Below are 24,220 nucleotides of genomic sequence, written 5' to 3' on the forward strand. Positions count from 1 at the left end.
AGGCATGGGCGCTCAGCGGGACGGGTTCGCCGAGGAGGGCGCGCGGGCGCGACGGGCGCTGGTGCGGGAGATCGATGCGTACGGCGCGCTGGCCGACCCCGCCTGGCGTGCGGCGTTCTCGGAGGTGCCGCGGCATCTGTTCGTCCCCTACTACTACGTCTCGGGGCTCGGCGGCTACGAACGGCTCTGGTCCGGCGACCCCGACCCGGCACGGCGGGTCCGCTGGCTGCGCGGGGCCTACCGGGACGCACCGCTGGCCACCCGGGTACGGGACGGGGAACTGGTCACGTCCTCCAGCCAGCCCTCCCTGATGGCCGAGATGCTGGAGGCGCTGGACGTACGGGACGGTCACGACGTCCTGGAGATCGGCGCCGGCACCGGGTACAACGCCGCCCTGCTCAGCCACCGCCTCGGCGCGGAACACGTCACCACCGTCGACATCGACGAGGAGATCACCGAGTCCGCCCGGGCCCATCTCGCCGCTGCCGGGCACCGGCCCGCGGTGATCACCGGCGACGGCGCCCGCGGCTGCGGCGGGCGCGCTCCTTTCGACCGCATCATCGCGACCTGCACGCTGCCGTCGATCCCGTACACCTGGCTCGCCCAGTGCCGCCCCGACGCCGTCGTCGTCGCACCGCTCTCCACGGGGCTGCTCCGGCTCCGGGTCCACGACGCGGCGCACGCCGAGGGGCGATTCCTGGCCACGTCCGCGTACTTCGTCGCCCTGCGCGGCGGCAACGCCCGCTTCCCGCGCGGGCGGCCGATGGGGCTGCCCCGGCACGTGTTCGACGACGACCGCTTCCAGTTCCTGCGCACGCTGGTGGAGGCGACCCTCGACGCGCGCGAAGCGCTCGCGCTCTGGCAGCGCGAGAGGCAGCCGGAGCGGGAGCGCTTCGGGGTGACGGTGAGCGGGGGCCGGCAGTGGGCCTGGCTGGACACCCCCGAGGGGCCCTACGCCTGGCCACTGCCGCCCTAGCCGCGTCTGATCGTGATCGTCGTCCAGGCGCCGACGTGCACCCGGTCGCCGTCCTGGAGCTGAACCGGCACGTAGGGCTGAATCGGTTCCTCCGCCCCGTTGACCGTGGTGCCGTTCGTGGAGTTCTGGTCCACCACCGCCCACGAGCCGTCCGGCTGCTGCACCAGCACGGCGTGCTGGTGCGAGACGCCCGGGTCCTCGGGCGGCACCGACAGGTCGATGTCCGGGGATTCGCCGGTGGAGTGCCGGCGGCGGCCGATGCTGACCTGGTTGCCCTGGAGCGGCAGGTGCTTCTCGGGGGAGTACGCGGGCAGGTTCAGACCCGTGGCCTCCGGTCCGCTGCGCTGCATCATCGCCAGGAAGTACTCGCGATCCGGCCCGATGTACGCCGACCAGCCCGCGGCCGGCCGAGGCGGCGGGAACTGCTGCTGGGGCGCCTGCTGCTGGTGCTGCTGGTGCTGCGGCGGGGGGCCCTGCGGCTGCGACGGCGGCGGCAGCAGCCAGTCGTCACCGCCCCCACCGGGCGGCGCCTGCCGCTGCGGCGCGGCCGGACCCTGCTGCACGGGCGGTGCGCCCGGCGGCGGTGCCTGGAAGAAGGCAGGCGGAGCCGGCGGACCCTGCTGGTACCCCTGCGGCGGCTGGTGCTGCTGCGGCTGCTGCGGCGGCTGCGGGGCCTGCGGGCGCTGCGGCGGCGCCTGGTGGTGCGTGGGGTCGGCGGCGAGCGGCTCGGCCGGCCGGTTCATCTGCGAGGGCCGCGAGCCCTGGTACTCGTACGGATCGGGCTGCTGGGGCTGAGGCTGCCGAGGCGGCGACTGGAAGCCCGGCGGCAGGTTGAGGCCCGGCGGCGGGCTCTGCTGCGGCGAGGGCGGCGCGACCGGGGTGTACGACGTCGCGGTGTTGGTCAGGAAGTTCCAGCGGCACTCCTCGCAGAACGGGGCCATGGCCTCGCGCGGGGTGCGGCACTGCGGGCAGAGCTCAGCCTGGGCGGTCGCGTTCGGGTCGTAGCCCCCGGGCGGGGGGCCAGGAGGACCGCCGGGACCACCCGGGCCGCCGGGGCCGGGGTAGCCGTACGCGGGCGGCGGCGGGGGAGGCGGCGGAACGGCACCCGCCGGCGCACCCGCCGGGGCCATGCGGTGGCCGCAGACCTCGCACCAGTCGTCGGAGACCGACTGGTGTCCGTTCGGGCAGGTCGGCATGTCGGTGCTTCCCCCTCTCGTCGTCCGGCCCGTGGCCGGGCTACCTCTTGACGCGAACGGTCTTGGTGGAGCGGGTCTCGAGAGTCATCTCGTCCGCATCCGCGACCTTCGCCTTCAAACGCACAGTACCCGTCGCCGCGTCGACGACGTCCACCACCTTCGAAAGGAGTTTCGCAGTGTCCTCGTTGCCGGAGGCGGCCGCCAGCTGCACCGCGCGCCCCAGTTTCGCCGTGGCCCCGTCGTGGTCGCCGGACTTGCGGGCGTCCAGTCCCTGCTGGATGACCTGCGCCAACTCGGCCTGGCCGGTGTAGTGCGCGACCTGGGGGTTGATCGACGTGGACATCGCCATGTCGTCCGTCCACACGGCCCGTACCAGACCCTGGCCGAGCGCCTTCGGGGCGTCGCCCAGCGGGTCGGGGGCGATCAGGGAGACGCGGGCGGCGAGCATCTCCTGGCCGATTCCGGCCTGGGGAACCCGTACGCACACGTGGTAGTCGCGGGACTCGTCGCCCCACGATCCGGTCGGGTAGTCGCCGGCCCGCGCGGTCGCCTCCGTACGGCGCGCGGTCAGCTCCTCGACGGTCGGCGCGACCTGCTTCACGAATCCGATCTCCACCCCGACCGGGGTCCACAGGCGGAGCGCGACATCCGCGACCTCCTTGCCCATGGCGTTCTCCATCATGGTCGTGAAGTCCGCCGTGAGGCCCTGCGGATCGGCCACGATGTCGGCCGTGCCGAGCAGCGCGGAGGCGATGCCGGTGACCTCCTTGACCTCCCAGTCCGTACCGACACCGCGCGCGTCACAGGTGAAGCGGCCCGCGCAGGCGTCGAGCGCCGCCCGCAGGTCCTCGGGCGACTCGTGCTCGTTGCGCCCGTCGGTGAGCAGGATGCCGTGCCGGATCGACACCTCGGCGGAGCCGAGCAGCCGGTCCGCGAGCCGCAGCCAGGTGCCGATGGCCGTACCGCCGCCCGCGCTCAGCCGGCGCAGGGCGTCCTTCGCCTGGCCGCGGGTCGCGGGACCGGCGACGGCGAGCCGGCCGTCCCCCGGGAACACCTCCTTCGCCACGTGCGTGCCGGCGACGACGGCGAAGGAGGTGCCGTCGCGCAGGGCGTCGATGGCGGCGGCCGTGGCATCCCGGGCGCCGCGCATCTTGGTCGGCGGGTAGTCCATCGAACCGGAGCAGTCGAGCATGATCACGACGCCCGCGTCCGCGCCGGCGCCCGACGCCGCACGGCCGCTCGTGCCGCCGCCGGTCGAGGTGACCGTGACGATGGCGTTGACCTCGCGGCCGCCCTCCGGCAGGAACTCGTTCTGGTACACGTCCACCGAGAACTGCGGCACGTTCGACTTGGAGAAGTTCGCCATGGGTTGAGGCTCCTCGACGGACAGGCGTGAAGTGTGGGAGGGACAGGGGACCGGCGACCGTTCAGGCCGATCCTGCCCCTTGCGGGGAGAGGGCGAACGGCAGTAGCGCCACTGTTACGTTGTCGTGGCCCCCGCCGTCCAGGGCGTGGCCGACCAGCACCTGGGCGCCGTGCAGCGGGCGCCCCGCGGCGTCCGCGGGGACGACCCGGGCCATCTCGTCGGCGGCCTCCGCGTAGTTCCAGAGCCCGTCGGTGCAGACGACGACCACCCCGGGGCGGTCGGGCTTGAACGCGGCGGTATGCGGCTCCAGTTCGTACGCGTCGGCGCCGAGCCAGCCCGTGATGGCGTGGGCGCGCGCGTCGGCGTACGCCTCCGCCTCGTTCATCAGGCCCGTGGCGACCATCTGGGCGGCCCAGGAGTCGTCCTGGGTGAGCCGGGCCGGCGGGGAGGTGCGGTCGTCCGGCACCCAGTAGGCACGGCTGTCGCCGACCCAGCCGACGATCAGCAGTCCGTCGGCGACGACCGCGCCGACGATGGTGCAGGCCGGGGCGTTCTGGTGGCGGTGCTGATCGTGCTCCATGCCGTCCGGGCCGGGCTCCTCGGCGAGGGAGTTGACCGCCTCCGAGGCGGCGACGATCGCCTCGTGCATGGCCTGCTGCGGATGGGTGCCGCGCGGCAGGGCGATGAGCAGCGACTGCCCGGCCGCCCTGGCGGCCGCCGCGGAGGCCTCGTCGGGGCGGGTCGCGGAGGAGACGCCGTCGCAGACGATCGCCAGGGAGGCGAGGGAACCGTCGGGTAGCGCGGTGGCCGAGACCGCGAACGCGTCCTCGTTGCGGTGGTGGCGCAGCCCGCGGTCGCTGACGGCGGCGACGGTGGAGAGCTCCTGCTCCATGTGGTCGCGTTCGCGCGGCTGGGCGTGCCCGCAGTTCTCGCAGTACCCGTCCGGGTCCACGGCTCCGGCACGGCAGGCGACGCACAGCTTGGTCCCGGCGGCCGGGGTGGCGAGCTGCGCGGCGGCGCGCGGGTCGGGCGCGGCGAGGGTGAAATCCCCTTCTGGGGCGGCCGGCTCGGGGGCTTCGGCCCGGGGCGGACCGTCCATGCGGACCGCCGGCGTCGGCAGGTCGCGGCCGCCCGAGTCCGTGCCCGGGAGGTCGCCCGGGTGCTGCGTGGCCGTGGAGAGGGAGCCCGGCTCGCGGGGCGGGGGCTCGGGCCAGTTCACCGGCGTACCGATCGCGACCGTGGGACGGTCCGGCTCCGGGGCCGCGGCCGGGACGGCCGCGAGGTCGTGACCGCACGCCCCGCAGAACCGGTCACCCGACTCCAGCGGCTCCGCGCAGCCGGGGCAGGCGGAGATTTCGTGCTGGGGCTTCTGGGACATACTCACACCCACGTCCGGGGGCGGAAACGGTTGGCCCGTTCCACCAGTTCGATCCTCTCCTCGCCCCGCTGAGCGAGCCGGGCGAGCACCCGGTACGAGCGTTCGAGGCCGAAGCGCAGTCCGCGTTCGTCCAGTTCGCTGCCGAGCAGCTGCGCCCCGCCCGGAGTCGTTCCGGGACTCCCGGAGAGTACCCAGTCGAGCGCCGAGCCGAGGACCTCCGTCGACAGCGTCTCCCGGCGTACCGCGTCCAGACCGAAGTCCTGGAGCGCGGAGACCTGCGCGGCGGCCGCCGTGAGGTCCGCGCCGAGCGGTTCGTGCGCCGCCCGCCGCCGCAGCCGCGCCCGGACGGCCGCGACGCGGGCCGCCGTGTAGTGGATGGACGCCTCCGGTACGGACTCCAGGGTCCGTACGGCTCCGGTACGGTCGCCGGCCGCGAGGCGCACCCGGGCGAGCCCGAACGCGGCGCTCACGAAGCCGGGGTCGGTCGCCCACACCAGACGGTAGTACTCGGCGGCGTTGTCCAGCTGGCCCAGCACCTCGGCGCAGATGCCCAGGGCCAGCTTCGGCGCGGGCTCACCGGGGAACGCGTCGTAGACCGCGTCGAAGGAGAGCGCCGCGTGCTCGTGGTCGCCGGTCACCAGGGAGGTCACGCCGCGGTACCAGACGACCCGCCAGTCGTCCGGGTGCTCCTCCTCCAGCGTGGCGAGCGCGCGCCCGGCGGAGCCGAGGTCGGCCATCTCCAGGAGGGCCCGCAGCTCGCGCAGCCGCAGCTCCAGGGAGGGCGCGGGCGCGGTGCCGAGGGCGCTGATCAGCTCGGCCGGGGCGGAGGCCATCAGACCCGCGAGGAAACCGGCGTTGGGGTCCCCGGGGTCCACCCGCGGCACGGGCAGCGCGAGCGAGGCCCTCCCTCCGTCGAGCGGAGCGAGGAACGCCACGCCCGGTGCCTGCGCGGGCACGGGGCCGCCGGCCGGCGCGGGAAGCGGCGCGCCCTGGACGGGGAGCGGGGCGCCCGGCGTCGGTAGCGGGGCGCCCGGCGCCGGAAGCGGGGCGCCCGGCGTCGGTAGCGGCGCGCCCTGGACGGTAGGCGGCGCGCCCTGTGCCGGAAGCGGCGCCGGTGCGACGCGCCGTGCCGCCGTCCGGCCGCGGCCCCGACCCCGCTCCCGGGCGCCCAGGAGGGAGACGTCCTCCGTCAGCTCCGCGAACAGCTCGGTGTCCGTGACCCGCAGTTCCGTGCCGAACAGGGTCGAAAGGGCCGGGCGCGGACGGCCCGACTGGAGGGCGACGACCTCGCGCAGGACACCCGTCAGCTGCTCCGCCATCTCCTGCGCGGAGGCGAACCGGCGGGCGGGGTCCGGGTCCGTCGCGCGGACCAGGAGACGGTAGAACGACTCGTACGTCCGGAAGACCTCGATGTGCTCCGGGTCGGGCAGGGAGTCGACGAAGACGTTCGTGTACCCCTGGAAGTCGAAGGTCAGCACGGCGAGCGTGCGCGCCACGGTGTAGAGGTCGCTCGCCACCGACGGGCCGACCTCGGCCACCTCCGGCGCCTGGTAGCCCACCGTGCCGTAGATCGCGGACTCGTCGTCGTCCATCCGCCGGACCGCGCCCATGTCGATCAGCTTGAGCTGGTCCTCGCTCTGGATCGCGTTGTCGACCTTGAAGTCGCAGTACAGCAGGTTCCGGCTGTGCAGGTGCCCGAGCGCCTCCAGGGCCTCGATCCCGTACGCGCAGGCCTGCTCGACCGGCAGCGGATCGCGCCGGCCGTCCGGCGTGCGGCGGTCGTTGGCGATCTCCTTGAGCGCCTTGCCGCCGACGTACTCCATGACGATGTAGCCGTCCAGGGAGCCCGTGCGGGCGTCGAGGTGCTCGACGAAGTTGTAGATCCGGACGATGTTGGAGTGCTCGATCTCGGCGAGGAAGCGGCGCTCCGAGATCGCCGCCGCCATCGCGTCCTGGTCGCCGGTGTCCAGCAGGCCCTTGAGGACCACCCAGCGGTCGGAGACCGCCCGGTCGACGGCGAGGTAGATCCAGCCGAGGCCGCCGTGCGCGAGACAGCCCGCGACCTCATACTGCCCGTGCACGACGTCCCCGCCGCGCAGCTTCGGCACGAAGGAGTACGGATGCCCGCACTTGGTGCAGAAGCCCTCCGTACGTCCCGGCCGGTCGCCGCGCGACCGGCCCACCGGTGCGCCGCAGTCCGAGCGCGAGCAGAATCGCTTCCGCTCGGGAACCTCGGGGTTCTCCATCACCGCGCCGCGCGGGTCGGGGCGCGGCACCTCGGGGATCGCCACCAGCCCGGCGCCCAGCCGGTTCCGCCCGGACTGCGCGGTCGACGAGCCGGAGCTGCGCACCGACACCGAACGGCCGCTGCTCCTGCCCGACAGGGAACGGGACAGACGCCCCGAGACCGAGCGCCGGGACGTGGCCGAGCGGGAGGAGCGCGTGGAACTGCGGGAGGAGGAGCGCGAGCTCGACCGGGACGAGGCCGACCCCTTGCCGGGCACCGCCATCCCGGTCGGGTTGGCCTGGAGCACGCCGCCCGCGGCGACGACCGGGGCGAGCCCGCAGGTGTCGCAGTACAGCTCGCCGCCGCCCATGTCCTCGTACGATCCCTCGCACGAGGGACGCTGACAGGTGCTCACCACTGACGCCCCCTGGCATCTCTGGGTCCGGACAGAACCTCGGCCGCGGCCTGCTGGTAGCGCAGGACCGCCTGCTCCGCGACGCGCAGGTCGCAGGGCGCGCTCCACAGCATCCGGCGCGCCGCGTCGTACCGCTCGATCAGCAGCGGATCCTCCGCAGCGCCGAGCCGGGCCACCTTCGCCTTGTACGCGTCGAGCCGGCCGCGCAGCTCGGCGCGGACCGCGAGCGGCGCGGTGACGGCGGTCAGGGACGCCCGGGCGCGCTGCAGTTCGTCCTCGGCCTCCTGCTCCAGCGACTCCAGGAGCGGCGAGAGCCGGTGCCACTGGGCGTGCCGGCGGTACTCGGCGGCCGTCGAGAGCCGTTCCTGGAGGACCGTCGGCGGGCCGCTGACCGCCGGCACCTCGGAGGCGGCGATCTTGGCGAGGACCTCGCCGCGCGCCACGCGTGCCTCGGCGAGCGTCCGGTCGGCGCGCGAGAGGACGTCCCGCAGCCGCAGCAGCCGGTCCTCGGAGTCCTGCCGGACCGCGAGGACCGCCTCGATCTCCCGCCGGATGTCCTCCAGGGCGCGGGCCGCCCGGTCGTACCGCTCGGTGTCGGGCCGTCCGCCGCCCGGTGCCGAACTCCCCGCGGCGGGACGCCAGAAGGCCAGCGGGTCGGTGACGACCTGGGAGCGCAGCGCGCTCAGCTCGGCCGTGATCTCCTCCAGCTCGTCACCGGCCGGGTGCTCCCCGGGCCGCACCCCTACGGAGTGCGCGAGCGAGCGGGTCCGCCCCAGCTCGGCGGCGAGGAGGTCTATCCGCGCGGGCAGCGCGGACCAGACGGCGTCGGCGGTCACGACCATGTCGAGCGAGGAGGCGTACAGCTCGTTCATCCGGGCGACCAGCCGCTCCAGCGTGAACCGCTCGGAGAGCCGGGCGGGGCCGGTGAGCGACGCGGCGGCGGGCTGCTGCGCGCCGCCCGCGACGAGCACGCTCTCGCCGCGCAGCCGCTCGGTCAGCTCCACCAGGTCCTCGCGGCTGGCCCAGCGCCGGCGTGCCCGCAGCTCACGGGCGTCGTGCAGCGCGTCCGTGTACGCGTCGAAGTACGTCCAGAGCAGGGTGATCGTCCGCTCGGTGGAGTGCCAGCGGTCCCGGGTGGTCCCGGTCAGCTCGGCCCCTTCGAGCAGCCTGCGGCCCGCGTGGTCCTGGAGCGCCAGCAGCGAGTCCTCGATCGCCTTGTGCTCCGCGCCGAGCCGCGCCAGCGCACGGTCCACCTCGTCCCGGTCCATCACCGGCCCGGGGGTGCCCGCGACGCCCATCGATCACCTCTCGCTCTACTTGTACATGGGTGCGGGCGGCCCGGATATCCCGGGCAGGTCCGCCTTCAGCCACTTGTCGTACGCCGCCGTCCAGGCGCCCTGGCGGTACTGCACGAGGACGTGGTTGACCCGGCGGACCAGGTCGTCGTTGCCGAGCTTGGCGGCGACTCCGTAGTACTCGGTGGTGAACGGTCTGCCCTTGAGCTCGACGGCCGGGTCCTGCGCGGCCTGCCCCGCCGCCAGCGCGTTGTCGGTGACGACGGCGTCGACCTCGCCCATCTGGAGCCGGGCCAGACAGTCCAGCTGGTTGGGGACGGTGAACCGGTCCCGGTCGCTCCCGGTGCCGTCCCCCTCGTCCTTGAACGTGGCGCCGAAGGAGTTGTCCACCAGCGCCTCGTAGGCCGTGGAACCCTCCGCCGTGCAGACCCGCTTGCCGTCGAGCGAGGAGTCGTACCCCGTGATGTCGGTCGAGTCCTTGGGCGCGAGCACCTGCTGACCGGCCTGGAAGTAGGCCGTGGAGAAGGCGACCTGCTCGATCCGCCTGCAGTTGATCGTCATCGTGCGGACGACGAGGTCGACCTTCCCGCTGTCCAGGGCCGCGATCCGCTGGTTGGTGGGGATGGTGCGGAAGATGATCGCGTCCTCGCTGCCCAGCAGGTCCTTGGCGATCGCCCTGGCCAGCGCGATGTCGAACCCTTCCAGCTGCCTGGTCTCGGGGTTGAAGTACCCCCAGTTGAAGCTGTTCTGGTCGACGCCGACGACGAGCTTGCCGCGCGCCTTGATCGCCTCCACGGCCGGGCCGTCGGCGTCGGACGGGGTGAGCGAGGCCTCGGGGTTCCGGCAGGTGTCCGCCTTGACCTGCACGCCGACACCGACCCCGGGGCCGGTCACCCCGGGGGAGACGGGGGCGCCGTTCGCGCTGTGGGTCAGCGGCAGCAGGGTGAGCGACGCGGTCAGCCCGCAGGCCACCGCCATCGCCCCCACTCCGCCCCAGCCGCGCAGCCGCCCCAGGGGGCGCCCGCCGAGGAGCCGGGCCGGTCCGCGCTTCCTCGCGCCGTCGACGCCGTTCCGCATCCCGCCCCCTCTCACCGGTACTCCGAAAGCCTGCGGTTGACGCCCGTGACGGCGCCCGCCGCGCCGAGGATGCCGAGCACGGCCGCGCCCAGCGGTAGGGCGGTGAGGGCGCCCCTGCCGCTCTCGGCGGCATGGGTGAACTCGCCCTGCTCGTGGTCCAGGGCCTGCTTCAGGGCCGCGTCGACCTGGTCGAAGGACTGCCCCGTGGAGGCGCCCGGTCCGACGACACTGGTCCGCGCGCCCTCGTAGTTGCCCGCGTCGTCCTTGTCCCGGGCGTCCTTGTGGCGCTCGCGCCAGTCGGCCGTACGCTCAGCGGCGGCGCTCAGCGGATCGCGGCCGGCGTCGTCGTCGGCCAGCTGGCGCGCCTCGGCGAGCGCGGTGGTCAGCGACTCCATGCTGGTCGTGTAGTCCGTCTCGTACTTGTCGTTCTTGCCGTCGTCGGTGAGGACCGCGCCCCGGGCGACCAGCGTCAGGTTCTCGTTGGCCCGCGCCTTGAGGGAGCTGATCCGGGCGGCGTTGAGGACCTGGAGCGAGCTCTGCCCGTGCTCACGGGCGTCGTCGAGCCCGGCGCGGGCGACGGTGTGCGCGGCGGCGAGCCAGAGGAGCACGATCACGGATGCTGCGGTCGCGGCGAGCAGGCCCTGGTTGAAGACCCGGTTCGTCCGCGCGTAGGTACGGCGCTGCGCCCAGACCAGGACGGCGAGGGCGGCGGCCCCGAGAGCGAGGGAGAGGAACGGCCAGTCGCGGGCGTCCTCGTCGTCCCGCTGCAGCCGCTGGGTCTCCGCCTCGTACAGCCGCTCGGCCGCGGGCAGCAGCTGCGTGGTCATCAGCTGGTTCGCGTACCGCAGATAGGCGCCGCCGAGCGGCAGGCCCTGCCGGTTGGCGGCCCGCGCCCGCTCGATCAGGCCTGTGTAGCGCGGGAGTTGTTCGTTGAGCGTGGTGATCTCACGGGCGGACTGCGACGATCCGCCGGTGCTCGCCGCCGCCTTGACCAGGAGGCGGGACGCGGTGGTGATGTCGTCCGCGTATCGCTTCTGGAGGTCGGCGGGGTCGCGCTCCTTGGACAGGAAGGCGCTGGCGGCTGCCGTGTCGGCGTCGGCGAGGGAGCGGTAGATGTCCGCGGCGTCGGCGCTCAGCGGCTGGCTGCGGCTCACCACGTCGTCGGCGGAGCCGGCCCGGTCGGAGACCTCGTACGCGGTCACGGCGCCGAACGCGACGACGAGCAGGGCCAGTACGGCTCCGAGGATCTGGAGGCGGCCGGGCTCGGTCGTGGCCGCGCGGCGCAGCCGTGCCCGGACCTCGTCCCACGGGCCGTGCCCGGCGGGCGGGCCGGCCGGTGACGGGGCTGCGGAGGACGCGGACACGGGCGCACCGGACGGCGGCGACGGCTGCGCGGGCACACCCGGAACCGGGTGCACGGGCACACTGCCCGGCGCCGAGGCGGCGGGCGCATTCGGCGGGTGTGTCAACGTGGCCTCCCCCTCGGTCCGACGTTCCCGGCCAGCAGTATGGCCTCAGGGGCCCCACCCGCACACCAGGATTGACTGGATCTTGTCTTATCGTGCCCCATGTCGCGTCGGCCCCGTAGGCGAACCCCCTGCTATGAATACGGCTTTTCGCCCCCATCGGTTCCACGGACGGACGACACGAACGGGTGAACGAGGGGCGGGGCGCCTCCCCGTGAGGGAGACGCCCCGCCGTCGTGCCGCCGAGCCTCGGACGTACGCGACGCGCCTCAGGCGTACGCGACGCGCCTCAGGCGTAGTGGAGCCGCAGCCGTGCCGCGGCCTCCGGCGGCGCCGCCGCCTCGTCCAGGGCGAGGAGGGCCGCACCCAGCACCGGCGGCGCGACGACCACGCCCACGACCGCCTTCGGCGCCTTCACCGCCAGGAGTTCGGCGATCAGACCGTCCAGCTCGGGATGGCGCGCGGCCAGCACGCTGCCGCCCAGCATCACCGGAGCCTCCTCGTCGAGCAGACCGAGCCGGCCGAGCGCGACCGCCGACAGCGTGACGACCTCCTCGGCCAGCCGCCGTACCAGAGAGCGGGCGACCGCGTCACCCTCGGCGCTCGTACGGAACAGCACCGGTGTCAGCTCGTGCCGCCGCTCGTACGCGATGCTCCCCCGGTGCAGCGCCTCGATCAGCGCGTACATGGTCGGCAGCCCGAAGTGCGCGGGCAACGTCCGTGCCAGCGCCGTCGGTTCGCCCCGCCCGTCCTCCGCGCGGGCGGCGAACCACAGCGCCTCCTCGGCGAGTCCGCTGCCGCCGCCCCAGTCGCCGGAGATCTTCCCCAGGGCGGGGAAGCGGGCGGTCCGCCCGTCGGGCAGCATCCCGACGCAGTTGATCCCCGCCCCGCACACCACCGCGACACCCCGCGGCTCGTCGAGCCCGGCCCGCAGGATGGCGAAGGTGTCGTTGTACACCCGTACGGACGGGCTCCAGCCGCGCGCGTCGAGAGCGGCCTTCAACTCCGCCTCCTCCACCGGGAGATCGGCGTTGGCGAGGCACGCGGAGACATGCGCGAACTCCAGGCGGCGGCCCGTCGTGGCGGCAGCCCGCCCCACGGCCTCCGCCAGGACGTCCAGGGCCGCCTCGACACCGACCAGGGGCGGCTGGAACCCGCCGCCGCGCGCCGAGCCGATCACGGTCCCGTCCGGCCCCACGATCGCCACGTCGGTCTTGCTGTTGCCCGCGTCGATCGCCAGGAGCGCGCCGTCGAGGTTCACGCCCACGCGAGGTGCTCCCGGTTGTGGGCGATCAGCCGGTCGGTGAGGCCCTCGGCGTACTCGTACTGCCCGACGAGAGGGTGCGCGAGCAGCGCCTTGAACACCCGGTCGCGGCCACCGCGCAGCGCCGCCTCCAGCGCCAGGTCCTCGTAGCCGGACACATGGGCGATCAGCCCGGCGTACAGCGGGTCGAGCGGGGCCACCGGCAGCGGCGTCGCACCGTTCGCCCCCACCGTCGCCTGCACCTCGATGACGGCGTCGTCGGCGAGGAACGGCAGCGTGCCGTTGTTGTACGTGTTCACCACCTGGTGGGGCGAGCCTCCGCCGCCCAGCAGGGACGCGGCGAGATCGACGGCGGCCTCCGAGTAGAACGCCCCGCCGCGCTTGGCGAGCAGCGCGGGCTTCTCGTCGAGCGCCGGGTCCCCGTACATCTCCAGGAGCTCCTTCTCCATCGCGGCGACCTCGGCGGCCCGCGAGGGCTTGGTGCCCAGCTCCCGTACGACCTCGTCGTGCGCGTAGAAGTAGCGCAGGTAGTACGAGGGGACGACCCCGAAACGGTCCATGAACAGGCGGGGCAGACGGAGATCGTCGGCGAGCGTGTCACCGTGCTCGGCGAGCAGCCGGGGCAGCACGTTCTCGCCCTCCGGGCCGCCGAGCCGTACGGCGGTCTCCCAGGTCAGGTGGTTGAGCCCGACGTGGTCGAGGTGGATGTCGGCCGGCGTCACGTCGAGCAGCTGGGCGAACTTCCGCTGGAAGCCGATGGCCACGTTGCACAGCCCGACGGCCTTGTGGCCGGCCTGCAGCAGCGCGCGCGTGACGATGCCGACGGGGTTGGTGAAGTCGATGATCCAGGCGTCCGGGTTGGCGCGCCGGACCCGCTCGGCGATGTCCAGGACGACCGGCACCGTCCGCAGCGCCTTGGCGAGACCGCCGGCGCCGGTGGTCTCCTGGCCGACGCAGCCGCACTCCAGGGGCCAGGTCTCGTCCTGGTTCCTGGCGGCCTGGCCGCCGACCCGCAGCTGGAGCAGCACGGCGTCCGCGCCGGCCACGCCGGTGTCGACGTCGGAGGTGGTGACGATCTTCCCTCCGTGGCCCTGCCTGGCGAAGATCCGCCGGGCCAGCCCGCCGACCAGCTCCAGCCGGTCGGCGGCGGGGTCGACGAGGACGAGTTCGGTGATGGGCAGGGTGTCGCGCAACCGCGCGAATCCGTCGATCAGTTCGGGGGTGTAGGTGGAGCCGCCCCCCACGACAGCGAGCTTCATTTTCGGCCTAGCCCTTCACTCCGGTCAGTGTGACTCCCTCGACGAACGCCTTCTGGGCGAAGAAGAAGACGAGGATCACAGGGGCCATGACCAGGACGGTCGCGGCCATGGTGAGATTCCAGTCGGTGTGGTGTGCGCCCTTGAAGGACTCCAGGCCGTAGCTCAGCGTGTACGCCGCCGGGTTGTCGGAGGTGTAGATCTGCGGCCCGAAGTAGTCGTTCCAGCAGTAGAAGAACTGGAAGAGCGCCACGGCGGCGATGCCGGGCTTCGCCATCGGGAGCACGACCTTGAGGAGGGTTCGCAGCTCGCCGCACCCGTCGATCCTCGCGGCCTCGATGTACTCGTTCGGGATCGTCAGCAGGAACTGGCGCAGCAGGAAGATCGCGAAGGCGTCACCGAAGGCCATCGGGATGACGAGCGGCCAGAGCGTCCCCGAGAGGTCCATCTGCTTGGCCCAGAACAGGTACATCGGAATGATGATCACCTGCGGCGGCAGCATCATCATCGAGATGACGAGCAGCAGCGACAGATGCCGGCCCCGGAAGCGGAACTTGGCGAGCGCGTACGCCACCGGGATCGAGGACACCACCACGAGCGCGGTGCCGAGACCCGCGTACAGCAGGGAGTTCTTCCACCAGTCCAGGAAACCCGGGGTCTCGAAGACCCGGACGTAGTTGTCCCAGTGCCAGGAGTTCGGCGTGAGGTCGCGGGTGAGCGCCTGCTGGTCGCTCATCAGGGACGTCAGCAGGATGAAGACGAACGGCAGCACGAAGAACAGGGCGGCCGCTGTCCCGAGGGAGTGGACGGCGATCCAGTGCAGGAGCGCCCGGCGGCGGGCCGGCCTCGCGGCGGCCCCGGCGGGGGGCCCGGTGTCCACGGGACGGTCGAGCGTGGAGACGGAGGAGGACATGGTCAGTCACCCGAGCCGATCAGGCCGCCCCGCCGCCGCATCAGCAGCGCGGTGAAGGCCATGGAGAGGGCGAACAGGACGAGGGCCACGACGCAGGCCGCGCCGTAGTCGAAGCGGCCGAAGCCGAGGTTGTAGACGAGCTGCGGCAGGGTCAGCGTGGAGTCGTCCGGATAGCCCGGTTCGAAGGTCTGGCCCGAGCCGCCCATCACCCCGGAGGCGACCTTCGCCGCCACGATGGGCTGGGTGTAGTACTGCATCGCGCCGATGATCCCGGTGACGACGGCGAAGAGGACGATCGGCGAGATGTTCGGCAGGGTGACGTAGCGGAACCGCTGCCAGGCCGAGGCCCCGTCCAGCTCCGCCGCCTCGTACTGTTCCTTCGGCACGTCGAGCAGGGCGGCCATGAAGATGACCATGAGGTCCCCGACGCCCCACACGGCGAGGACGGTCAGTGCGGGCTTGGCCCAGGCCGCGTCGTTGAACCAGGAGGGCGCGGGGATGCCGACGGCCTCCAGGAGCGAGTTGACCGGCCCCGTGCCCGGGTTGAGGAGGAAGACGAAGGCCAGCGTCGCGGCCACCGGCGGTGCGAGGTACGGAAGGTAGAACAGGGTGCGGAAGAATCCGGCGCCGGTCTTGATCTTCGTGATGAGCAGGCCGATGCCGAGGCCGAAGACCACCCGGCAGGCGACCATGACGACCGCGAGCCAGAGGGTGTTCTGCATGGCCGGCCAGAACTTCGGCAGGTCGGAGAAGACGTACGTCCAGTTGTCCAGGCCCCGCCAGGTCGGCGGGTTGAGCCCGTCGTACTTCATCAGCGAGAAGTAGACGGTCGAGACGAGCGGGTACGCGAAGAAGACGCTGAAGCCGATGAGCCAGGGCGACATGAACGCCGCGGTGCGAAGCGCGCTCCGGACGCGCTTCGACCGCAGCGCCGCCTGGCGCCCTTCGAGGGTGTCGGTGGACATGAGGTACCGGTCCCGGGTCTTACTTCGCCTGGGCGATGTCGCGGTCGATCTGGGCGGCCGTTTCCTCAAGGCCCTTCTTCAGGTCCTTGACCTGGCCCTTCTCGTACTTCTGGGCGAAGTCCTGGAAGGTGTCCTGGTACGTGGATCCGTTCACGGCGCCGTCGGAGGTCGAGGACTCCGGGTGCTGGGCGATCTGCAGGAAGACCTTGAAGTTGTCGTCGGCCTTCAGGTTCGGCGACTTCAGGGCGTCCAGGGTGGAGGGGACGTTGCCGATGCCGTTGGCGAAGTTCACCACGGCCTCGGTGTCCATCGTCATGTACTTGATCAGTTCCCAGGCGGCGTTCTGCTTCTTGCTCTGCGGAGCGATGCCGATGATCGTGCCGGAGAGGTAGCCCTTGCCGTACTCGGCGACCTCGTCGTCGGCGACGGGCAGCGGCGCGACGCCGACCTCGAAGCCGACCTTCGCCTCCTTGATGAAGTTCAGCCGCCACTCGCCGTCGAGCTGCATGGCGACCTGGCCGGTGTGGAAGGGGTGCTTGGCGCCCCACTCGTCACCGAACGTGGTCCGGTACCTGTCGAGCTTCGCGAACCCGCCCAGGCCGTCGACCAGCGACTTCTGGTACGTCAGCATCTCGGCGAAGCCCGGGTCCTTGGCGAGGTTGGACTTGCCGCCGCCGTCGAAGTACGTGTGGTCCCACTGCGACATGTAGTGGGAGGGGACGGTCTCGTAGCCGAGGTAGTTCGGCATGAAGCCGAGCTGCTCGTAGGTGTCGCCCTTCTCCTTGGTCAGCTTCTTGGCGACCTCGGTGAACTCCGACCAGGTCTTCGGCGGGGCGGTGATACCGGCCGCCTTGAAGGCGTCCTTGTTGTAGTAGAGCCCGTACGCGTCGGAGAGCAGCGGCAGGGAACAGCGCCTGCCCTCGAACTGGGTGTAGTCCTGGAGGACCTTCGAGAAGGTCTTGTCCAGGTCCACCTTGTCCTTCTCCAGGAAGGGCTTGAGGTCCGCGAAGGCGCCCGTGTGACAGAACTTGCCGACGTTGGACGTCGTGAAGGACGCGGCCACGTCCGGACCGTTCGAACCGCCCGCGCGCAGCGCCTGGCTCAGCTTGTCGTCGTTGATGTTGCCGACGATCTTCACCTTGATGTTCGGGTGGGCCTTCTCGAAGCGGTCGACGTTGTCCTGGATCGCCTTCACCTCGGAGGGCGCCGACCAGCCGTGCCAGAAGGTGATCGTGGTCTCGGCGTTCGGGTCGTCACCCGCCTTGTTCTCGGTGGAGCCGGTGCAGGCCGAGGCGAGGAGGGCGATCGAGGCGGTGGCGGCGAGCGCGACGGCGGCTCTGCGGGCGCGTACGGGCATGACGGAACTCCCTGTGGCGGAGGGGTCGACGGGCGAAGGGGACTGCGGGGGCGATGGGGCCGTGCGGGCGATGCGGGCGTCACCGGGGCGCTGTACCGGCCGGCGCCCGGCGCTCGGTGCTCGGCGCTCCCGGCTCGACCGCCCGGAGCGCCGCGGGCTAGCGGGACGTGTCGAAGACCTCGTCGCGGGTGGTGGCCAGCGCGCTCTCCAGGGCTCCGCGCAGGACCGGATGCTGCTCGACGCCTCCGAGGACGAGCCGCGGCCGGGAGGCGGCGAGTTCGGCCAGCTCGGCCTGGACGCGCTCGCGGAGGGGCTCCCCGCCGCTGACGATCGCCTCGCCGGACAGGACGACGACCTCGGGGTCCAGTACGGCGACGAGCGAGGCGAGACCGGTGGCGAGGCGCTCGGCGTACTGGTCGAGGAGCGCCGCGTACCGCGGGTCGTCGCCGTGGTGCGCGGCGGCGTGGGCGAGCAGCCGGGACGCGGCGGGTACGTGGGGGTGCTCGGGGGTCTCGATGCCCTCGGCCCGGGCGATCCGGGGCACGGCCTGCGCGCCGGCCAGCTCCTGGAAGCCGCCGGAGTTGGCCTTGGTGACCTGCCGTACGAGCGGGGTGCCGGGTACCGGCAGGAAGCCGACCTCGCCGGCGCCGCCGGTGAAGCCGCGGTGGAGCCGGCCGCCGAGGACGAGCGCGGCACCGAGGCCCTCCTCGTTCCAGAGCAGCACGAAGTCCTCGTGGCCCCGGGCGGCGCCGAGGCGCTGCTCGGCGACGGCCACCAGATTGACGTCGTTCTCGTACTCGAACGGCATCGGGAGCGCGGCCGCCAGCTCCTCCAGGAGCGTGGGGGAGTGCCAGCCGGGCAGGTGGGAGGCGTACCGAAGGCGCCCGGTGGCCGGGTCGAAGGCGCCGGGGGTGCCGATGACGAGCCGGTGCACCTCGGCCCGGGTGATCCCGGCGTCCTTGGCGGCGCCGTCGAGGGCGGTGGTGACCTGCCGTACGACGTCGTCGGCCGCGCGGCCCGGGGTGGGGAGCTCGAACGCGCCCACGACCTCGCCGCTGATGTCGGCGACGGCGGCGCGGATCAGCCGCGGGGTCACGTCGAGTCCGGCGGCGAAGGCGGCCCGGCCGTTGACCGCGTACAGCTGCGCGCTGGGGCCCGGACGGCCCGCGGTGGTCCCGGTGGCGACGACGAGCCCGGCTGCTTCGAGGCGGGCGAGCAGCTGCGAGGCGGTGGGCTTGGACAGGCCGGTGAGCTTGCCGATCCGGGTGCGGGAGAGGGCTCCGTGCTCCAGGAGGAGATCCAGGGCCGCACGGTCGTTCATGGCCCGCAGCACACGTGGGGTGCCGGGGGTGCCCGGGGTCGTACCGGCCATGTCGGATCCACCCGCCCTTCTCACTGTTAGGAAAGTTTCCTATTGGATGGGAGGACCGTAGGACGGCCGTCGCCGGGGCGTCAATACCCGCGCACGCACGACGCCCCCGAAGGCAACCAAAGCGTTACCTGCGGGGGCGTCGTTCATGCACGGTGCGTGTGCGTGTCGTGTGCGTGTCGCGTCGTGTCACACGGCGTGCCGGGAGTTCCTACTTGGCGAGATCCGGCTTGGGCAGCGGGCTCGCCGCCATGCCCTGCGGGGAGGTGGACGAGGCGAAGGCCGAGGGGGCCGCCATCCCGGCCGTGGGGTCCGCGGCGGACTCCTCCGCCGGCGCCGGGACACCGCCGACGATCCGGATGCCGGCCGCGTCCAGCGCCCGCTTGATCCGCCACCGCATCTCGCGCTCGACGCCCAGAGCCTTGCCCGGCATCGTCTTCGCGGAGACCCGGACGGTCATGGAGTCGATGAGCACCTCGGTCAGACCGAGGATCTCCACGGGGCCCCACAGCCGCTCGTTCCAGGGCTCGTCCTTCGCCATGGACGCCGTGGCCTCGTCGATCACCGACTTCACCCGGTCCAGGTCCTCCGTCGGACGGACCGTCACGTCGACCGCCGAGGTCGCCCAGCCCTGGCTGAGGTTGCCGATCCGCTTGATCTCGCCGTTGCGGACGTACCAGATCTCACCGTCGACGCCGCGCAGCTTCGTCACGCGCAGCCCGACCTCTATGACCTCGCCGGAGGCCACGCCCGCGTCGACCGAGTCACCGACGCCGTACTGGTCCTCCAGGATCATGAAGACGCCGGAGAGGAAGTCGGTGACCAGGTTCCGGGCGCCGAAGCCGATCGCGACACCGGCGACACCGGCGGAGGCGAGCAGCGGCGCCAGATCGATCTGGAAGGCGCCGAGGATCATCAGCCCCGCCGTGCCCAGGATCACGAACGAGGCGACGGACCGCAGCACCGAGCCGATCGCCTCCGAGCGCTGCCGACGCCGCTCCGCGTTGACGAGCAGTCCGCCGAGCGCGGTGCCCTCCACGGCCTGCGCGGAGCGGTTCATGCGCTCTATCAACTTCGTCAGGGCGCGGCGGATCGCCATCCGCAGCAACAGGGCGACGACCAGGATGAGGAGAATCCGCAGACCGGTGTTCAGCCAGGTGGACCAGTTCTCCTCCACCCAGCCCGCGGCGTTCGTCGCCTTCTCCGCGGCCTCGTCGAGAGTGACGGGGACCTGCTGCGGATCGTCGGCGGCCGACAGGGCCGACAGGGCGGACCAGGACACGTAGAACCTCCAGGCGTGGCGTACGCAGAACATCCACACTAACGGGGCATCGGGTGTGCTCCTGTTGCCCTGTTCGAGGGAGAGACCGACCTCACGCGGGGATGTACGGGGAGACGATGCCGATGTGGTCGAGAACACTTCAAGCCCGTTACCGGTACGTGGTGGCGCTCCGACCAGGCATGAGGAGAGACTGAGAGCAGTTCGTCCCGGCGCGAGCCACGCGCCGCCGGCGTCATAGGAGGCATCCGTGCCGCATGTCCTGGTCCTCAACGCGTCGTACGAGCCCCTCGGCGTCGTACCGCTCCGCCGCGCGCTCGTCCTCGTCCTCGAGAACAAGGCACTCTGCCTCGAGGAGTCCGGCGCCTTCCTGCACAGCGAGACCCGCGTCATCCCCGCACCCAGTGTGGTCCGGCTGAAGCGGTTCGTGCGGGTCCCCTACCGGGGGCCCGTTCCTCTGACCCGCAGAGCCCTCTTCGCCCGCGACGGCGGGCGTTGCATGTACTGCGGTGGCGTCGCAACCAGCGTCGACCACGTCGTTCCGCGCAGCCGCGGGGGTACGCACGCCTGGGAGAACGTCGTGGCGGCATGCCGCCGCTGCAACCACGTCAAGGCCGACCGGCACCTGCGCGAGCTGGGCTGGCGGCTGCGCCACCAACCCGCCCCGCCGAGCGGTCTGGCCTGGCGGATCATCGGGACCGGACACCGGGACCCGCGCTGGCTGCCCTACCTGCAGCCGTACGGCGCGGATGACGTCATGGCCCGGATCGACGCCGTCTCCACCGCCCCCACGGGGGCCGTGAAGACGGGTTGAGCCGGGCCTTCGTCGTACGGGGGCGCGCCGAGAGGCGCGCCCCCTACCGGTCCGCGTCCGCGGGCGAGCCGTCCGTGGGCCGCTCCGGCTGCGGCGGATCCTCGGGCCGGCCCGTCTCCTCGGGCTCCGCGGGCGTGACGGGCTCTTCCGGCGGAGCCACCGCGTAGGTCTCCACCGACCAGAGCGAGTAGCCGTACTGCGTCGCCCGCCGGTCGCCCTGCACGCGCAGGAAGCGGGTGTCCGCCGCGTCCATGCGGACGCTCTCGCGGCCGCCCCGGCCCTCGGCGACCGTCGCCGCCGTGCGCCAGGTGCGGCCGTCGGCCGAGACCTGGATGCGGTACCGGGACGCGTACGCGTCCTGCCAGTGGAGGACCACCTGGCCTATCCGGGCCGGGCTCGCCAGCTCCAGCTGCCACCAGGCGCCGTCCTCCGCCGGGGAGGACCAGCGGGTGGCCGGGTCGCCGTCCAGGGCGAGGGCGGCGGGGAAGTCGGGGGTCTCGTCGCCGGACGACGACGCCGTCGCCGTACGCGCCAGGTCCGGGCCGGCCGTGCGCGGGAAGGCGCGGACCGTCAGGATCCGCTCCTCGCCGGCGAAGGACACCGCCACCTGGTACGAGCCCGCGGGCACGTCCGGCGCGACCGACACCTCCAGCGGGACCGACGCGCGCGTGCCGCGCGGCACCCGGGCCTCCTTGGGCAGCCGTACCGCGATCCCCTTCGGCGCCCGCGCCGTCAGCGCCCCGCGCACCTCGTCGGTGCTCCGGCCCACCAGCCGTACGTCCACCCGCCCCGCGGGGCCGCCGATCTCGGCGTCCAGCTCGCCGCGGGCCAGCACGAGCTCGGCGGGCGGCTCGTCCGCGAACCACGGCACCAGGGAGCGCACCCGAGGGTCGCTCCGGCCGTCCGCGCCGTCCCAGGCGATCCGCACCGCGTCCGCGCGCAGCCCCTTCACGTCCGTCTGCGTCCAGCCGGTCGGGGAGACCGGGCCCAGCGGACGCCAGCCCTCGCCGGGGACGTACGCCTCCACGCGCGCCGACTCGCCCGAGCCGGGCTCGGTCATCACCGTCACCGACTCCAGGGGCCGCGAACGGTCCAGGCGCACCGTGTACGCGTCGCCGTCCCGTTCCGCGGTGCGGCCGGGGCGGCGGGCGCGGTCCGCGCCCGTCCAGGCGGCCGACTCCGTCACCGCGCGTGTGAGGAACGGATCGAGGACGCCCTTGCCGACGGTGACCTCGCTCCCCTTGAGCGCCTCCCGCAGCGACTCCAGCTGCAGCTGGGACTGCCAGGCCGCGGCGCCGTCGCCTCGGGCCTGGGCGAGGACCATGTCCACCGCCGTCTCACCCGCGAGGCCGTAGCGGGACAGCTGCTCCAGCCAGGGGCCGACCTCGTCGTCCAGGGTGCCATCGGCCGTGCCGGCGAGCCGCCGGGGCGCCTCCCGCATCACGGTGAACGCCGCGCGCAGTTCGCGCCCGGCCTTCTCCCGTACCGCCCCGTCCTGGGCCGTACGGCTGTTCCAGAACGCCGTCATGAGCGGCTTGAGGTACGCCGACTCGCCCGCCGGGTCGAGGATCGACGAGGCGCCGTTGCCGGCCAGCGCCCGCAGCGCCTCGCGGGCGGCCGGGTTCGGGCCCGCCAGTTCGTCGACGGCGGCCCGCCAGGACTCCTGCGGCCGGTAACCGCGTGGGTTCCAGGCGTAGTCCGCGGCCGTGAAGAGCGGGATCCGGGAGACGGCGGCCTGCTCCATGGCGTTGGCGAGGAACGCGGCGGAGCCGGCCGCCACGGCAGGCTCGCGGCCCATGGCGGGCCCGAGGAAGAGCCGGTCCTGCGCGTAGTCGTTGACCGGGTAGTTGTCCATCGTGACCAGCGGGTGGCGCAGGGCGTTCCGGGCGCCCGCCAGGTCGCTCCCGGTGATGCGGCGCGGGACGGCGCCGACGCCGGTCCAGGCGACCTGCACCCGGTCGTCCAGCGCCGCGGCGAGCGCGGTGCGGTAGGTGGTCGCGCCGTCCTGGTAGTACTCCGTCGGCATCAGCGTGAGCGGCTCCGAGCCCGGGTGGCGGGCGGCCAGATGACGGGCCACCTCGCTCGCCACGCGCGCCTGGGCGGTCGCCGCCGCCTCGGGCCCGCGCCCGAAGGTGTCCGCGTCCTTCGAGCAGTGCCACTCGCTGTAGCTGACGTCCTGGAACTGGAGCTGGAAGGAGCGCACTCCCAGCGCCCACATCGCGTCGATCTTGCGGGTGAGCGCCTTCACGTCGTCGTCCGAGGCGAGACACATGGACTGGGCGGGCGCCACGGCCCAGGCGAGCGTCACATGATTGGCGCGGGCCCGCTCGGCGAGCGCGCGGAACTGGGCGCGCTGCCCGGCGGGGTAGGGGTCGCGCCACTGGGTCTGGCGGTACGGGTCGTCACCGGGCGCGTAGAGGTACCGGTTCTGCTTGGTGCGGCCCATGAAGTCGATCTGGGCGAGGCGCTGTTCACCACTCCAGGGGCGGCCGTAGAAGCCCTCCGTCAGGCCGCGCACGGCGGTTCCGGGCCAGTCGCGGACGACGACACCGGGGATCCGCCGCTCGCCCTCCGCCGCGCCGTCGATCAGCTGACGCAGGGTCTGGACGGCGTGGAACAGGCCGTCCTCGCCGACCCCGTCCAGGGCGACGGTGTCCCGGCCCTGGAACCGGCCCGTCGCGAGCCGGTAGCCGCCGCGCGGCAGATCGGCCCGTTCGGCGACACGCAGCGCCCGCAGTGCCTCCTGGGAGACGGCGGAGCCCACGCGGATCACGGTCCCGCCGCCCGGCAGGGACGTGTGGACGGTCCGTACCCCTGCCGCCCGGAGCACCTCGTGGAGCGCGGCGACGGCGTACGGGTCGGCGTCGGCGTCCGCGAGCAGCGTCACCTCGCCGCCCAGCGGCACGGCGGGCCCGGCGGCCCGCAGCGACTGCGGGCGGGGCCACACCTCGGGCCCGGCCGGGCTCTGCGGGACGTCGGGGGTGGTGACGGGGGAGACCGGGGCGGCCTGGGCGGAGCCGGTGAGACCGCTGCCGAGGAGCCCGCCGATCACCGCGGCGGCCACGGCCGTCGCGGTCCGCTTCCTGCGTCGGAGGTGCACGGGGCCCCTCTCTCCTGTCGGTGACGCCGCCTCTGGGTCACGAGTGGGTCACGAGCCCACCACCCGTCCGCCGGGGGTGTCAATGCGGGTGGCCGAAGTGTCGCGTTTGCCCGGGGGCTTTCGGCGAGGTGGCGGTGGATCGCCACGTCGCGCCGGTAAAACGGGGTGCGGTGGGTAGGGCTACGTCGTTCCACCTGTCGAGACGAAACCGGGAGACCCCCCGTGACCACGATCGCCCCCCACGCCCCCGAGATATCCGAGCTGAAACAGGGCCCGCTCACCAGCGAGCCGCCCCTCGCCCACGCCGCCCCCCTCACCAGCGAGCCGCCGCTCACCTCCGCGGCCCCTCTGACCAGCGAGCCGCCGCTCACCTCGGTGGCCCCCCTCACCAGCGAGCCGCCGCTGACCGTGGTGGCGCCGCTCACCAGCGAACCCACCGCCCCCGGCCTCGTGGGCGGCACGGAGTCCCCCGGAGTGTGACCGCGGGGCCGGCCGCCACCGCCGTCC

The 24,220-nt window shown here is 73.2% G+C and carries 18 protein-coding genes; 3 read left to right on the forward strand and 15 right to left on the reverse strand.

Annotation, left to right across the window (positions count from 1 at the left end; genetic code table 11):
- The first annotated feature begins 4 nt into the window (after positions 1 to 4).
- A complete protein-coding gene (locus tag ACF1G2_RS07090) occupies positions 5 to 976 on the forward strand; it encodes a methyltransferase domain-containing protein (RefSeq protein ID WP_391797286.1) in 972 nt (323 codons plus the stop codon).
- Here the strand turns inward: ACF1G2_RS07090 and ACF1G2_RS07095 are convergent.
- From ACF1G2_RS07095 to ACF1G2_RS07160, 14 genes are all read right to left on the reverse strand, one after another.
- Positions 973 to 2,172 (reverse strand): FHA domain-containing protein, encoded by a 1,200-nt coding sequence (locus tag ACF1G2_RS07095; RefSeq protein ID WP_391797287.1) that lies wholly within the window; start codon positions 2,170 to 2,172, stop codon positions 973 to 975. The genes ACF1G2_RS07090 and ACF1G2_RS07095 overlap by 4 nt on opposite strands.
- A gap of 40 nt (positions 2,173 to 2,212) precedes the next feature.
- Complete coding sequence (locus tag ACF1G2_RS07100) at positions 2,213 to 3,538, reverse strand: VWA domain-containing protein (RefSeq protein ID WP_391797288.1); 1,326 nt, start codon at positions 3,536 to 3,538, stop codon at positions 2,213 to 2,215.
- Between the two features lie 61 nt (positions 3,539 to 3,599).
- Positions 3,600 to 4,916, reverse strand: a complete 1,317-nt coding sequence (locus tag ACF1G2_RS07105) for a PP2C family serine/threonine-protein phosphatase (protein WP_391797289.1) — start codon at positions 4,914 to 4,916, stop codon at positions 3,600 to 3,602.
- Between the two features lie 2 nt (positions 4,917 to 4,918).
- Positions 4,919 to 7,513, reverse strand: coding sequence for a tetratricopeptide repeat protein (locus tag ACF1G2_RS07110; RefSeq protein ID WP_391797581.1), 2,595 nt, complete (start codon positions 7,511 to 7,513; stop codon positions 4,919 to 4,921).
- A 41-nt stretch (positions 7,514 to 7,554) separates the two neighbouring features.
- The gene (locus ACF1G2_RS07115) at positions 7,555 to 8,856 is read right to left on the reverse strand and encodes a hypothetical protein (RefSeq protein WP_391797290.1); all 1,302 of its coding nucleotides are present in this window, start codon (positions 8,854 to 8,856) and stop codon (positions 7,555 to 7,557) included.
- Between the two features lie 15 nt (positions 8,857 to 8,871).
- Entirely contained in the window at positions 8,872 to 9,930 is a 1,059-nt protein-coding gene (locus ACF1G2_RS07120; RefSeq protein WP_391797291.1) for a glutamate ABC transporter substrate-binding protein, read from the reverse strand.
- Positions 9,931 to 9,941: 11 nt separating this feature from the next.
- On the reverse strand, positions 9,942 to 11,399 hold the full coding sequence (locus ACF1G2_RS07125) for a hypothetical protein (RefSeq protein ID WP_391797292.1): 1,458 nt from the start codon (positions 11,397 to 11,399) through the stop codon (positions 9,942 to 9,944).
- A gap of 286 nt (positions 11,400 to 11,685) precedes the next feature.
- A complete protein-coding gene (locus tag ACF1G2_RS07130) occupies positions 11,686 to 12,663 on the reverse strand; it encodes an N-acetylglucosamine kinase (RefSeq protein ID WP_391797293.1) in 978 nt (325 codons plus the stop codon).
- Positions 12,654 to 13,919, reverse strand: a complete 1,266-nt coding sequence (locus tag ACF1G2_RS07135; protein ID WP_391797294.1) for a 6-phospho-beta-glucosidase — start codon at positions 13,917 to 13,919, stop codon at positions 12,654 to 12,656. The genes ACF1G2_RS07130 and ACF1G2_RS07135 overlap by 10 nt, the downstream gene beginning before the upstream one ends.
- Positions 13,920 to 13,926: 7 nt before the next feature.
- Positions 13,927 to 14,829 carry a carbohydrate ABC transporter permease gene (locus ACF1G2_RS07140; RefSeq protein ID WP_391797295.1) on the reverse strand — a complete coding sequence of 301 codons (903 nt, stop codon included), beginning with the start codon at positions 14,827 to 14,829 and terminating at the stop codon, positions 13,927 to 13,929.
- 2 nt (positions 14,830 to 14,831) lie between these two features.
- A complete protein-coding gene (locus ACF1G2_RS07145; protein ID WP_391797296.1) occupies positions 14,832 to 15,794 on the reverse strand; it encodes a carbohydrate ABC transporter permease in 963 nt (320 codons plus the stop codon).
- 19 nt (positions 15,795 to 15,813) lie between these two features.
- Entirely contained in the window at positions 15,814 to 17,151 is a 1,338-nt protein-coding gene (locus ACF1G2_RS07150; RefSeq protein ID WP_391797297.1) for an ABC transporter substrate-binding protein, read from the reverse strand.
- Between the two features lie 157 nt (positions 17,152 to 17,308).
- Entirely contained in the window at positions 17,309 to 18,523 is a 1,215-nt protein-coding gene (locus ACF1G2_RS07155; protein ID WP_391797298.1) for an ROK family protein, read from the reverse strand.
- A gap of 208 nt (positions 18,524 to 18,731) precedes the next feature.
- Positions 18,732 to 19,802 carry a mechanosensitive ion channel family protein gene (locus tag ACF1G2_RS07160; protein ID WP_391797299.1) on the reverse strand — a complete coding sequence of 357 codons (1,071 nt, stop codon included), beginning with the start codon at positions 19,800 to 19,802 and terminating at the stop codon, positions 18,732 to 18,734.
- Positions 19,803 to 20,049: 247 nt separating this feature from the next.
- Here ACF1G2_RS07160 and ACF1G2_RS07165 point away from each other — a divergent pair, with 247 nt between their 5' ends.
- Positions 20,050 to 20,613: an HNH endonuclease gene (locus ACF1G2_RS07165; RefSeq protein ID WP_391797300.1), complete on the forward strand. Its 564-nt coding sequence runs from the start codon at positions 20,050 to 20,052 to the stop codon at positions 20,611 to 20,613.
- Positions 20,614 to 20,656: 43 nt separating this feature from the next.
- Here the strand turns inward: ACF1G2_RS07165 and ACF1G2_RS07170 are convergent, their stop codons facing one another.
- A complete protein-coding gene (locus ACF1G2_RS07170) occupies positions 20,657 to 23,713 on the reverse strand; it encodes a beta-N-acetylglucosaminidase domain-containing protein (protein WP_391797301.1) in 3,057 nt (1,018 codons plus the stop codon).
- Positions 23,714 to 23,944: 231 nt separating this feature from the next.
- Here ACF1G2_RS07170 and ACF1G2_RS07175 point away from each other — a divergent pair, with 231 nt between their 5' ends.
- Positions 23,945 to 24,193, forward strand: a complete 249-nt coding sequence (locus ACF1G2_RS07175; RefSeq protein WP_391797582.1) for a hypothetical protein — start codon at positions 23,945 to 23,947, stop codon at positions 24,191 to 24,193.
- The last annotated feature ends 27 nt before the right edge of the window (positions 24,194 to 24,220 follow it).

Source organism: Streptomyces sp. NPDC013457 (genome assembly GCF_043089925.1).
In the GTDB taxonomy this organism is placed as follows: Bacteria; Actinomycetota; Actinomycetes; order Streptomycetales; family Streptomycetaceae; genus Streptomyces.

What these genes read in the sequence shown, in the direction of transcription:
- ACF1G2_RS07145 (WP_391797296.1), bottom strand. Translation starts at nt 15,794, where the DNA reads ATGTCCACCGACACCCTCGAAGGGCGCCAGGCGGCGCTGCGGTCGAAG.
- ACF1G2_RS07150 (WP_391797297.1), bottom strand. Translation starts at nt 17,151, where the DNA reads ATGCCCGTACGCGCCCGCAGAGCCGCCGTCGCGCTCGCCGCCACCGCC.
- ACF1G2_RS07135 (WP_391797294.1), bottom strand. Translation starts at nt 13,919, where the DNA reads ATGAAGCTCGCTGTCGTGGGGGGCGGCTCCACCTACACCCCCGAACTG.
- ACF1G2_RS07140 (WP_391797295.1), bottom strand. Translation starts at nt 14,829, where the DNA reads ATGTCCTCCTCCGTCTCCACGCTCGACCGTCCCGTGGACACCGGGCCC.
- ACF1G2_RS07105 (WP_391797289.1), bottom strand. Translation starts at nt 4,916, where the DNA reads ATGTCCCAGAAGCCCCAGCACGAAATCTCCGCCTGCCCCGGCTGCGCG.
- ACF1G2_RS07095 (WP_391797287.1), bottom strand. Translation starts at nt 2,172, where the DNA reads ATGCCGACCTGCCCGAACGGACACCAGTCGGTCTCCGACGACTGGTGC.
- ACF1G2_RS07155 (WP_391797298.1), bottom strand. Translation starts at nt 18,523, where the DNA reads ATGGCCGGTACGACCCCGGGCACCCCCGGCACCCCACGTGTGCTGCGG.
- ACF1G2_RS07090 (WP_391797286.1), top strand. Translation starts at nt 5, where the DNA reads ATGGGCGCTCAGCGGGACGGGTTCGCCGAGGAGGGCGCGCGGGCGCGA.
- ACF1G2_RS07115 (WP_391797290.1), bottom strand. Translation starts at nt 8,856, where the DNA reads ATGGGCGTCGCGGGCACCCCCGGGCCGGTGATGGACCGGGACGAGGTG.
- ACF1G2_RS07110 (WP_391797581.1), bottom strand. Translation starts at nt 7,513, where the DNA reads ATGGGCGGCGGCGAGCTGTACTGCGACACCTGCGGGCTCGCCCCGGTC.
- ACF1G2_RS07120 (WP_391797291.1), bottom strand. Translation starts at nt 9,930, where the DNA reads ATGCGGAACGGCGTCGACGGCGCGAGGAAGCGCGGACCGGCCCGGCTC.
- ACF1G2_RS07100 (WP_391797288.1), bottom strand. Translation starts at nt 3,538, where the DNA reads ATGGCGAACTTCTCCAAGTCGAACGTGCCGCAGTTCTCGGTGGACGTG.